Annotated in this window: 14 protein-coding genes; 7 read left to right on the top strand and 7 right to left on the bottom strand. The window is 62.8% G+C overall.

Going from position 1 to position 9,894, the window contains the following annotated elements; all coding sequences use genetic code 11:
• Together KDH09_13210 and KDH09_13205 are read left to right on the top strand one after the other, a co-directional pair.
• Positions 1 to 441 (top strand): c-type cytochrome (locus KDH09_13210; protein MCB0220653.1); only part of this gene is annotated, 441 nt, incomplete at its 5' end.
• Positions 442 to 507: 66 nt separating this feature from the next.
• A complete protein-coding gene (locus KDH09_13205; protein MCB0220652.1) occupies positions 508 to 1,272 on the top strand; it encodes a hypothetical protein in 765 nt (254 codons plus the stop codon).
• 3 nt (positions 1,273 to 1,275) lie between these two features.
• Here KDH09_13205 and KDH09_13200 read toward each other — a convergent pair whose 3' ends face one another.
• A complete protein-coding gene (locus tag KDH09_13200; GenBank protein ID MCB0220651.1) occupies positions 1,276 to 2,511 on the bottom strand; it encodes an AI-2E family transporter in 1,236 nt (411 codons plus the stop codon).
• Between the two features lie 553 nt (positions 2,512 to 3,064).
• On the opposite strand from KDH09_13200, the gene panB reads away from it, so the two are divergent.
• Genes panB through KDH09_13185 form a run of 3 tightly spaced genes read left to right on the top strand, consistent with a single transcriptional unit; the run spans position 3,065 to position 5,157 of the window.
• The gene (gene panB, locus KDH09_13195; GenBank protein ID MCB0220650.1) at positions 3,065 to 3,877 is read left to right on the top strand and encodes a 3-methyl-2-oxobutanoate hydroxymethyltransferase; all 813 of its coding nucleotides are present in this window, start codon (positions 3,065 to 3,067) and stop codon (positions 3,875 to 3,877) included.
• Positions 3,874 to 4,731, top strand: coding sequence for a pantoate--beta-alanine ligase (locus tag KDH09_13190; GenBank protein ID MCB0220649.1), 858 nt, complete (start codon positions 3,874 to 3,876; stop codon positions 4,729 to 4,731). The genes panB and KDH09_13190 overlap by 4 nt, the downstream gene beginning before the upstream one ends.
• Positions 4,732 to 4,773: 42 nt before the next feature.
• Complete coding sequence (locus KDH09_13185; GenBank protein ID MCB0220648.1) at positions 4,774 to 5,157, top strand: aspartate 1-decarboxylase; 384 nt, start codon at positions 4,774 to 4,776, stop codon at positions 5,155 to 5,157.
• Positions 5,158 to 5,240: 83 nt separating this feature from the next.
• On the opposite strand, the gene KDH09_13180 is transcribed toward KDH09_13185, so the two are convergent.
• On the bottom strand, positions 5,241 to 5,576 hold the full coding sequence (locus tag KDH09_13180; GenBank protein ID MCB0220647.1) for a hypothetical protein: 336 nt from the start codon (positions 5,574 to 5,576) through the stop codon (positions 5,241 to 5,243).
• A 279-nt stretch (positions 5,577 to 5,855) separates the two neighbouring features.
• Between KDH09_13180 and smpB the strand changes: the two genes are divergently transcribed.
• Positions 5,856 to 6,341, top strand: a complete 486-nt coding sequence (gene smpB / locus KDH09_13175; protein MCB0220646.1) for an SsrA-binding protein SmpB — start codon at positions 5,856 to 5,858, stop codon at positions 6,339 to 6,341.
• Here the strand turns inward: smpB and KDH09_13170 are convergent.
• From KDH09_13170 to KDH09_13150, 5 genes are read right to left on the bottom strand one after another with little or no spacing between them, the layout of a single operon-like run.
• Positions 6,338 to 6,952: a hypothetical protein gene (locus tag KDH09_13170; protein MCB0220645.1), complete on the bottom strand. Its 615-nt coding sequence runs from the start codon at positions 6,950 to 6,952 to the stop codon at positions 6,338 to 6,340. The two genes, smpB and KDH09_13170, sit on opposite strands and share 4 nt — an antisense overlap.
• Positions 6,949 to 7,350: a helix-turn-helix transcriptional regulator gene (locus KDH09_13165; GenBank protein MCB0220644.1), complete on the bottom strand. Its 402-nt coding sequence runs from the start codon at positions 7,348 to 7,350 to the stop codon at positions 6,949 to 6,951. The genes KDH09_13170 and KDH09_13165 overlap by 4 nt, the downstream gene beginning before the upstream one ends.
• 26 nt (positions 7,351 to 7,376) lie before the next feature.
• On the bottom strand, positions 7,377 to 7,745 hold the full coding sequence (locus KDH09_13160; GenBank protein ID MCB0220643.1) for a hypothetical protein: 369 nt from the start codon (positions 7,743 to 7,745) through the stop codon (positions 7,377 to 7,379).
• The gene (locus tag KDH09_13155; protein ID MCB0220642.1) at positions 7,742 to 8,215 is read right to left on the bottom strand and encodes a hypothetical protein; all 474 of its coding nucleotides are present in this window, start codon (positions 8,213 to 8,215) and stop codon (positions 7,742 to 7,744) included. The genes KDH09_13160 and KDH09_13155 overlap by 4 nt, the downstream gene beginning before the upstream one ends.
• Positions 8,212 to 9,420, bottom strand: coding sequence for a radical SAM protein (locus tag KDH09_13150; protein MCB0220641.1), 1,209 nt, complete (start codon positions 9,418 to 9,420; stop codon positions 8,212 to 8,214). Before KDH09_13150 ends, KDH09_13155 begins: the two co-directional genes overlap by 4 nt.
• Positions 9,421 to 9,585: 165 nt before the next feature.
• On the opposite strand from KDH09_13150, the gene KDH09_13145 reads away from it, so the two are divergent.
• On the top strand, positions 9,586 to 9,813 hold the full coding sequence (locus KDH09_13145) for a hypothetical protein (GenBank protein MCB0220640.1): 228 nt from the start codon (positions 9,586 to 9,588) through the stop codon (positions 9,811 to 9,813).
• The last annotated feature ends 81 nt before the right edge of the window (positions 9,814 to 9,894 follow it).

Genomic DNA, 9,894 nt, shown 5'->3' with positions numbered 1-9,894 from the left:
GGCGATCTCGATCCTTTCGTCCGGATCGAACTGGCGGATATCGACCCGGCCAATGTCGAGCGCGGCCGCGAGCTCTTCACGCAGAGCGGTTGCAGCAACTGCCACTTCACCAAGCAGACAGGCCTGACCGACGCCCAGATGGCAACGATGGGCCCGTACCTGGGCAATGTGCACAACCGCATCAATCCCAAGTGGATCGAGCGTTGGCTGGCACTTCCCAGCGCGGTGCTTCCCTACACCCGCATGTATACGCCCTTCGGCATGGAGCTCGATGAAAACGGTAACCCGAAGGTCTACGAGGGCGACACCGAGGAAGACATCGCTCGCTACAAGAAGTCGATGGACGACATTCGCGCGTTGCGCGACTACGTCCTGGTCTTCGGACGCGAGGCCGAATACAAGCAGGCGTTGGAAGAAGCCAAACGCCAGGCACGCCGCTAAAGCGCAGCAACTGGAGGGCCGCCCGACGGGCGGCCCTCTGCTTTTCACGCCATGCACGGACGCTCAATGACAACGAAGCTTATCTCCAGTCTCTTGCTCCTCTCGGCTCTTGTTCTGGGCGTTGCGAGCAGCGCCCGTGCCTACGAGGAAAAGCCTCTGGATCCTGCCAAGAGCGGCTGGGTCGAGGGCGTGGTGAGGATCGACCGGGACGTTCCGCCCATGGATGTGGAAGTGAGCCATCACCATGAAGGTTGCGCCCCGCTCGTCAAACACAGCGGCATTCTGGCGACCGACAAGATGCTCAAGGACGTGGCTGTCTGGATCGAGAAGATCGACGCGGGCAAGCCCCTGCCGACAGAGCCGGTGATTCTCGATCAGGTTGCCTGCGAATTCGTTCCGCACGTCTTTTCGATTAACCCCAAACAGTCTCTGATTATCCGGACCTCGGACAGCGTTCTCCACAACGTCAGTGCCAACCTGGGCGAGGAAAAGCTCTTCGACCTGGCAATGCCCATCAAGGGGATGGAGCTGTGGAAGCGGCCTATCGAAAAGGACGGCGCACCGCTTGAAGACGGCAATGTGCGCTTTTCCTGCCGGGCCGGGCACTCCTGGATGGAGTCCTGGGCGGTGGTGAAGAACCACCCCTACGTTGCGGTCAGTGCCGAGGACGGTAGCTGGCGCATCGACGCCATTCCGCCGGGCACCTACACGCTCAAGTTCTGGCATCCGATTCTCGGTGAGTACACCGAATCTTTCGTCGTGGAAGCAGGCGCGGGCGTGCGGCTGGACCTCACGCTTCCGGTCCCCGACGAACTTCTCAACGGCAACTAGTTTTCAGGCGGTTTCGCTCTTGGGCGTGCCTTCGGAATCCTGCGCGGGTTCCGGGGCCGCGTCCTGTGCCTTCTTCGATTCCGGGGGCGCATCGGGGTAAGTGGTGGAGGGCGTCTCCGCGGCCAGATGCTCGCCCGGGAAAGTCTCGGCATCGGCGATCATGAAGTCGCTGCGGTAGATGCGCGTGAACTCCACGATGGTCGCCGCCAGCAGCGGACCGTAAATCAGGCCCATGCCGCCCGCAGTTTTCAGACCGCCGACCAGCGCAATAAAAATCAGCAGGGTGGAAATCTCCGTCTTGCCGCGCATGAAAAACGGTCGCAGCAGATTGTCGGAGAATGCGATGATCGCGCCGACCACAACCATCGTGGCGGCGCTTCCCATGCCGGACTCAAAATAGAGATAGATCGATGTCGGCACCCAGATGATTGCGGTGCCGACCACGGGAATCAGGCTGGCCACGGCAATGAACACGCCCCATACAAGAGGCGTGCTGATTCCCACGATCAGAAATCCGATCATCCCGATGATGCCCTGCACGATGCTCGTCATGAACGATCCGATGAAGACCGCCTGCGTCGTATCGCGCAGGCGCCCCAGAATCTGCCGGTCATAGCGATCGCGCATGGGGGAGAGCTCAACGATCATGTCGACGAGCTTGGGTCCCTCGATCAGAAAGAAGAACAGCAGAATCGTGGTCACCACGTAAGTGAAGACGAGCGAGCCGGTGTAACCCAGAATGTCGGGGATCGAACCGCCGAGGGCCTTGCCCGTGTTCTGCAGGACATTGAGCCCCATGCTGCCCAGGTCCACGGTGCTGCCCGTGTAGTGGCCGAGCTCTTTGGTAAACCACTCGAAGTAGCTCTCGATGTGGGTAACAAGTGCGCCGTTGAAGAAATCTTCTTTCGACGCCCCGAGGACGAGCTGCACCGCGCGACGCATCTGCGCGAAAAACATGGCGGAGATTGCGATACCCGGAAGCACGAGGAAAAGGGTGAGCAGCAGCAGGGACCCGGTTGCCGCGAGGATCTTGCGCCCGCGCATCAGCGTCTCCAGCCAGGACTGCACAGGATAGAAGAGAACCGCAATCAGGGTTGCCAGCACGATGGGCGCAAACAGGGGCCGGATGACCACCCAGAAGAACGCCACCAGTGCCAGGCAGAGAAAGCCATAGAAGGCCCGGCGGGAGATGAGATAGCCTTCGTGGCGGCGTTTTTCTTCGTCGTGTTCGCTGCTCATGTGTGCTCCGTAAAGCGTTTCCTGTGGGAAGCCTATCATGCCCCGACGCCGCGGGGCGGCCAAGCGGCGCGGGCATGGCGCGATCAGGTAAATGGCGCAAACCACACCGAAAAGTGAAGGCAATTCAGCGAGTTGAAGCGCAGGTCGCCAGAGTCCCTGATTCGTTGACTCTCCAGTCAAATTAGCAGGTTAGCCACTTACAAGAAAACCTTGCGGGCGGGGGAACTCTCTGGTAAAACTCGGTTCGAAAGTGAGTGCTGCCGCACCGCGGCATCGCTCGACGCCTGGATCAGCGCCGGACTCTCTCAGACCCTGAGAGCCGATGGCAGACCGGGACGGCACAATGGCCAGCGACCCTGAGCTGGCGGCGAAACGAGCCACGGGATCGGAGCTGAACGCCTCAGCACCGGCTTGGAAGGCAAAAACGAAGCGCCGCCGAGAATGAGTCGCAACGCACTGGGCAAGTGAGTTTTTGCGGCCTGCCGTCCCGAATATTGAATCGGACGGCAGGCCGTTTTCTTTGAGGCCGCCGTCCCATGACCGGGACCCGAGTATGGCCAGCGACCGCAAAAAGAAGACCATCCACCAGTTGCGTGAGATGAAGGAGCAGGGCGAGAAGATCGCGATGATCACCGCCTATGACGCTACCTTCACGCGCATTCTGGACGGTGCCGGCATCGACATTGCCCTGGTCGGCGACTCGCTCGGCATGGTCATCCAGGGCTACACCGACACCACCCACGTCAGCCTCGACGAAATGATCTATCACGCGCGCATCGTGCGCCGCGGAATCAGCACCGCCCACATGACCGTGGACCTGCCGTTTATGAGCTACCAGGTCTCGGTCGAGCAGACGATGGAGAGCGCCGGTCGCCTGGTAAAGGAGGGCGGCGCCGAGTCGGTGAAGCTCGAAGGCGGCGAATGGGTCTCCGAGCGCGTCTACCGCCTGGTGCAGGCCGGCATTCCCGTCATGGGCCACATCGGGCTTACCCCCCAGTCGATCCACCAGCTCGGCGGCTTCCGTATTCAGGGCCGTGACGAGAAATCGGCCAAGGCCTTGAAGGACGGTGCGAAGGCGCTCGAGCAGGCCGGTGCCTATGCCATCGTGCTCGAGGGCATTCCCTCGGCGCTGGCCAAAGAGATCACGCAGAGCATCTCCATCCCGACGATCGGCATCGGCGCCGGCCCCGACTGCGACGGGCAGGTGCTCGTCATCTACGACCTTCTGGGAATGGACAACAAGTTCAACCCCAAGTTCGCCAAGAAATACGCCCAGCTCGCCGACACCATCAGCGGCGCGGTGGGACAGTACATCGACGAAGTGCGCAGCGGCGCCTTCCCGGGTCCGGAGCACAGCTACTCATGAAGGTGATCGAGAAAGCTGCCGACATGCGCGCCTTCTCCCGCGCCGCCCGCGCCGCGGGCGAGGTCGTCGCCTTCGTGCCGACCATGGGCTTCCTGCATGAGGGGCACGCCAGCCTGCTCGATGCAGGGCGTGAGCGCGGTGGCAAGCTGGTGCTCAGCATTTTCGTCAACCCGACCCAGTTCGACCGCAAGGACGACCTCGACAAGTATCCGCGTGACCTTCAGGCCGATCTCAAGATCGCCGAGGCCCGCGGCGTGGACGCGGTGTTCCTGCCCCAGGCCGAGGAAATGTATCCCGAGGGCTATGAGACCTTCGTGAGCGTGGGTCCGCTGGCCGAGCCGCTTTGCGGCGCCAAGCGCCCGGGCCACTTCCGCGGCGTCACCACGGTGGTGAGCAAGCTCTTCAATATCGTGGAGCCCGACTGCGCCTTCTTTGGCGCCAAGGACTATCAGCAACTGGCCGTCATCCGGCGCATGACCCTCGATCTCAACTTGCCGGTGGAGATCGTTGGGATGCCGATCATTCGGGAAGAAGACGGCCTGGCCATGAGCTCGCGCAACGCGCGGCTCTCGGCCGACCAGCGCGAAACCAGCCTCGCGCTCTACCGCTCCATCGGGGCGGTCCGCGACGCTTTTGCCGGCGGGGAGCGCAGCGCGCGCGCCCTGGAGAGCGTTGCAAAGGAAACACTCGCCCGTGCGGGCGAGCTGGTCATCGACTACGCGGAGGTGCGCGATGCCGCGAGCCTCCAGCCGGTCGAGACCATTACTGACAAAGCGCTTTATGCGGTTGCCGCTTTCGTGGGCGAGGTTCGGCTGATTGACAACACCGAGCTCGATCCGGCGATGGCGGCCTGATTCTAGTATTTCAATTTCTCTGAGTAGGAGAGGAGACAAGTCATGCAGCGGCGAATGCTCAAGGGGAAAATTCACCGGGCAACGGTGACCGAAGCGGACCTTCACTACGAGGGCTCCATCACGATTGATCGCAACCTCATGGACGCGGCCGACCTGGTCGAATACGAGGCGGTCGACATCTACAACGTAACCAACGGCCAGCGCTTTTCGACCTACGCGATCGAGGGCGAGCGCGGCAAGGGCGACATCTGCCTCAACGGTGCGGCAGCGCGCTGCGTGGCTCCGGGCGATTTGGTGATCATCGCGGCCTTTGCGATGTACGAAGAGGAAGAGCGCGAGGCCCACAAGCCCAAGCTCGTCTTCGTCGACGAGAGCAATCGCATCTGCGAGAAGCGCTCGTTCGAGATCGTCGGCTGCTCCAAGTAGTCTCCGAATCAGAATTCAATCGAAAAGCGCCCGGCCACCTCGATGGTGGTCCGGGCGCTTTTGTGGGTAGCCCTCAGGAATAACTAGAAGCGATACTCAACCAGCAGGCGCTGCTGGCGCACGCAAAGCCGGGCATTGGGGATCGTGGGGATTTCGAGGCCCTGATCCAGGCGTCCGAGCATTCGCTTGGCGTCCCGGGCGTGATGGTCGATGGCGATCAGGACTCGCGTTGTAATCAGGTTGGCGCGCGCAAGCGCGGCGCGGGCCGAAGCCGTGGCGGAGATCAGATCCCCCTGGTCGGTGGTGCTTGCGCGCTCAGGCAGCTTGGCGGCAGCCGGTAGCGGCGGCGCCAGGGCGAGCGTGATCGCAAGGGCGCTTATGAGGAGCGCCGGAGCGATCGTTGTGCGAAGTGCGAACATGTGTCACCTCCATGCGTCTGCCTCCTCATCCAGCTTGGTATAAAGCAATCCCCGTGCCGTTGTGAATTCGTGTAATATCGGCAACATACGCGCTCCAATCGGCGGGGCATCTGCGAAAGTGCGCACGAAAGTGGGCACAAATCTGCCCACTGCTGTTTTGCTCAGTCGAACAGGCGCGCGGGGCCCACTCCCGGCGAAAGCTTGGAAACGCGGCGGGTGGCAACTAGAAGTTGGGACCTTCGCGTGGAGGCAAAGCCTCCGCGCACGATGTGAACGAAGATGGCGAAGAAAAAAGGCAAAGCCGAAGGGCCGCGCATCAAGCTGATCTGTGACAATCGGCAGGCGCGTCACCGCTTCGAGATCCTGGAGAAATTCGAGGCCGGGATCATGCTGATGGGCTCCGAGGTCAAGGCGTGCCGCCTGGGCCGGGCCCATCTGACGGACGCCTATGCGCGCTTCAAGAGCGGCGACCTCTGGCTGGTGGGCTGCCACATCGGGCCCTATCCCCCGGCCGGCCGCGAACAGCACGAACCCGAACGCCCGCGAAAGCTGCTCCTCAATCGATCAGAGATCGACAAGCTCTCGGTGAAGATGAAAGAAGGCGGCCTGACCGTCGTGCCGCTTCGTCTCTATTTCAACGACAAGGGGATGGCCAAGGCCGAGATCGGCCTGGCCCGCGGCAAAAAACTCCACGACAAGCGCCAGGACATCGCCGCGCGCGAGAGCAAGCGCCAGATGGACCGCGCCATGAAGCGCGACCGCTAGTCTTTCAGTTCACTTTCCGGCAACAACTCCACCGTCAGCGAAAGCGCGAACGCTTGCTCGCACAGCGGCAGCAACTTTTCCAGCACGGCCAGCTCGCGCGGAAAATCAGCAGACCCGCTGAGTTGTGCGCGAATCTCTTCGAGCTCTGCAATCAGTCCCACGGCCGAGCCCACCGAGCGCGAAGTCTCCGCCAGCCAGAACGGCCGCGTGAAAGGGAGCGGCACGAAGTAGCCGCTCGATTCGGCATGTTCGAGCAGGTGCGGGAATTTTTGCGCCTGCGTGTTGCGAAGCAGATAGGGCGCAAGCACGGGGTCGGCGCTGGGGTCGCTCACCGTGCGCGGGCCATCGGGCGGGGCGCCGGATTCCAGGTGCGCGGCAACACGCTTCAAGTCGATGATGTCGGTGGCGCTGCCCAGGGCATGCGTCTCAGCGGAGACTTCGCCCTGCGGGGGGAACTGCGGGGCCTCGCCGATCTGTTTCTCGATCTCTGCAAGGATGGCGAGCAGTTCGGTATCGGCGCTCTCGCGCTCTTCGCGAAAGCGGGTGAAGGATTCGAAGTCGTCGCGGTTGAGGGAGGAAAACCCCAGGCGACGCAGCCGCCCGTAGATCATTTTTTCTTGGCGGCTTTGGCGCCGGTCTTTTTGCCGACTTCGGCGCCGCGCAGGTAGGAATCGCAGTGGGCCAGCAGGTCTTTCTCCACATCGACGCCCAGATTGCGCGCCCGCGAGATCACCAGGTCCCAGTCGTCGAAAAACTTCTGCTGGGGCAGGAACTTCTCACCCACGGCCTTGGCGCGCAGCGCGCGGCGAACGAGGTCGTCGGCGTCGAGGCCCAGCCGCGTCGCCAGCTTGATGAGCGTCTGCGGGGACGGCGTCGTCGCGCCGGAAATGGCGCTCTGCAACGTCTTGGTGGAAAGCCCCGTCGCGCGGGCCGCTTCCTTGACGGTGCGGTAGCCCTGCTGACGAATGGCCTCGGAGAGGATCTGCTGGATGTTCTTGCCCTTTTCCATCGCGCCCTATTCTGACCCGGCAGCGCTCACTTGAACAACAGGGTGTAGCAATAAATGAACATGGAGAGCGCGCAGGCCATGAGCGCATAGAGTGCGAGCATTCGGATCGTGCTGGAGCCGCTGGCAGGCTGCCACTTGGCGGCCTTGCCCGCGCCATAACCGGCGATTCCGCACAGCGCCCCGAAGACCATCGCGTAGAGGGCCCGGCCGTAGAAATCCATGCCGATCGCGGGCCTGGCGGGAAACCCGAGCTGCCAGCGGTGTTCGAGCGGAATGTAGACCGGCACCTCGATGGGAAGCAGTGCCAGCGCACCGAAGGAGAGCCCGAAGGCGATGACGAAAATGCTCGCGCCAAGGACGCGCGCGCCGCTTGCCGGTGTTGCTTCCTGGCTCATGCCATCCCCCGGTGCAGCGTCACCCAGATTCCGCAGAGGGCGACAATCCACGTCAGGCCCGTTGCCAGATAATAGAACCAGTTGTGCAGGATCGAGTGGGATTCGGTGTCTTCGGGCTCGCGCCGAAGCAGCACGCAGGCCAGGACCAGTACCACCACGATCGCGGCGTAGTTTTCCTTGAGGTCGAACAGGCCGGAGGCCAGCGGGAAGTGCTCGTCCAGAAACTCGGCGCGGGTTCGGATGCGATAGGTTGGATACGCCGTGAGTCCGGTTGCCATCGTAATGGCCAGCGTCCACAGGATCATCTTCCAGAACTTGGCCGCGCGTTTAAGGTAGGCGGTCTTCGCGCGCTTTTCCGAGAGCGCCAGGAAGACGGTGCCGTGGGTGAGTCCGCCCACCAGCGCGATCGCAGCCAGCAGGTGAACAAAGATCAGCGGCCGCGAAATCGATTCGAACAGGATTTCCTTCATGCGTTTGTCTCGCCCGTTTTGTGATGACGTCGGTAGCGTCGCACTTTCGGGCACTCGGGATCAAGTGCCTCGAACGAACCATCAGTGTGCTTTGCCACCACATGACAGCCGCCGTGGCACAGGTGCAGGTAGTCGCAGGAGGCGCACGGCTCGGGCGGGCTGTCCCACCACGTCTTGAAGTGGGCAAAGGTCTCGGGCTCGTGCCAGCGTTGCCGGATTTCCGAGACGGGGATGCTCTCGTCCCAGGCGAAGCTGCAGGGGGCCGCACGCCCGTCGGGGTGGACCGCGCCCAGCCAGTTGCCACCCTCGCAGCCGCGAACGCTGAAGAACTGCAGCATCTTCGGGTCGGGCGCGTGGGCGTAGACGAAAGGGCCGAAGGAACAATCGAGCTTCACGCGCAGCCGGTATTTCTTCGTCAGCTCGGTGATGCGCGGGTAGAACTGCTCGACCTGTTCCTCACTCAGGCGATATTCGTCGTAGAGCTCGGTCCCGCGTCCGGCGGGTTTGTAGCGCAGGAACTCGATGTCCTGCAGCTTGGTGCGCCGCGCCCAGGCGAAGATGCCGTCCAGGTGTTCGTAGTTCTTCGAGGAAATCACGCAGTTGACGCCCACGCGCACGCCGTTCTTTTTCAGCAGCGCGATGGCCTGCTCGGCCTTTGAAAATCCATCGTAGCCGCGGCTGGCGCGGAAGGTCTCGCCAAGCCCGTCGACGCTCACGTTGACCTGGCCCATCACCTTGCAGGCGCGGGCTTTTTCCTCAGTAAGCGCCAGGCCGCTCGTCGTGATGTTCGGCACCATTCCCATGCGCCGCATCTCGGCGGCCAGCTCGAAGAGCCAGGGAACTTCCAGCGTCTCGCCGCCACCGAGCGCCACGTGGAAGACACCCATATCGGCGAGCTCGCGGATGCGCGAGAGGGCAAGCTCGAAATCCTCGCGCTCGGTCTCGAGTCGCTCGGTCGGGCGTGAGTCCATGTAACAGGCCGGGCACCCGGCGGCGCAGTAGTTGGTCAGCGCCAGATGCACCTCCGTGGGGGCGCTCAGGATGCCCGTCCATTCCTCATCCCAGGCGGGCGAGTCGGGAACGCCGCGGGCGCGCAGGTAGTCCTTGTCCACCAGCATGAGGGCAGGGGGGGATTCAAGCGCGACGATGCCGCCGACGGGTTCGTAGCGATACTTCCAGGGCTTTTTCTTGTTCCAGAAGGCCATCGGCGGCTCACGGTGGGAACTTCCGCCCCTCGCGCGATCAGGGGGGATTTCCGGGTGTTTCAGAATCCCCGGACCATAGCCCGGCGTCGGCGCAATCGAAAGGGGCCGCCCCTCTACCTGCGCGCGCGGCTGTGCTAGGATTTCCCGACCATCCGGGAGGCCTCCGTGCTCAAGCGATTGCGACAACTCAGCCCGCGCAAGGGCCGCGTGATAGAGGTGAAGCTGGGCTACAACCCCAATTCCTCGTCCATCGGCGCGGATCTCACGCCCATTTTGCTCTTTTCGAGCTTCCTCTCGGTGGCCGTCCCCTCGCTTGTGCTCTTTTTGAAGAGCCGTTCGGGGGGCAAGGGCGAGCCGCTGGGCACCGATTCAGGTGCCGCGCCGGTGAGCTGATCCCCGCTCTGGAGAATCCGCCTTGAGCGCCGACCACGAACATCATCACCACGGGCACCATCACGGCCCGGGAAATCCGGC

Source organism: Chrysiogenia bacterium (genome assembly GCA_020434085.1).
GTDB lineage: Bacteria > JAGRBM01 > JAGRBM01 > JAGRBM01 > JAGRBM01 > JAGRBM01.
The sequence above is the reverse complement of the archived record's forward strand: the minus strand, read 5'-3'. Positions and strand labels throughout refer to the sequence as shown.

Bases quoted from the DNA above. Each gene is read 5' to 3' on its own strand.
- KDH09_13205 (MCB0220652.1), top strand. From the start codon at position 508: ATGACAACGAAGCTTATCTCCAGTCTCTTGCTCCTCTCGGCTCTTGTT.
- KDH09_13170 (MCB0220645.1), bottom strand. From the start codon at position 6,952: ATGATCTACGGGCGGCTGCGTCGCCTGGGGTTTTCCTCCCTCAACCGC.
- KDH09_13160 (MCB0220643.1), bottom strand. From the start codon at position 7,745: ATGAGCCAGGAAGCAACACCGGCAAGCGGCGCGCGCGTCCTTGGCGCG.
- panB (MCB0220650.1), top strand. From the start codon at position 3,065: ATGGCCAGCGACCGCAAAAAGAAGACCATCCACCAGTTGCGTGAGATG.
- KDH09_13155 (MCB0220642.1), bottom strand. From the start codon at position 8,215: ATGAAGGAAATCCTGTTCGAATCGATTTCGCGGCCGCTGATCTTTGTT.
- KDH09_13150 (MCB0220641.1), bottom strand. From the start codon at position 9,420: ATGGCCTTCTGGAACAAGAAAAAGCCCTGGAAGTATCGCTACGAACCC.
- KDH09_13200 (MCB0220651.1), bottom strand. From the start codon at position 2,511: ATGAGCAGCGAACACGACGAAGAAAAACGCCGCCACGAAGGCTATCTC.
- KDH09_13180 (MCB0220647.1), bottom strand. From the start codon at position 5,576: ATGTTCGCACTTCGCACAACGATCGCTCCGGCGCTCCTCATAAGCGCC.
- KDH09_13190 (MCB0220649.1), top strand. From the start codon at position 3,874: ATGAAGGTGATCGAGAAAGCTGCCGACATGCGCGCCTTCTCCCGCGCC.
- KDH09_13165 (MCB0220644.1), bottom strand. From the start codon at position 7,350: ATGGAAAAGGGCAAGAACATCCAGCAGATCCTCTCCGAGGCCATTCGT.
- smpB (MCB0220646.1), top strand. From the start codon at position 5,856: ATGGCGAAGAAAAAAGGCAAAGCCGAAGGGCCGCGCATCAAGCTGATC.
- KDH09_13185 (MCB0220648.1), top strand. From the start codon at position 4,774: ATGCAGCGGCGAATGCTCAAGGGGAAAATTCACCGGGCAACGGTGACC.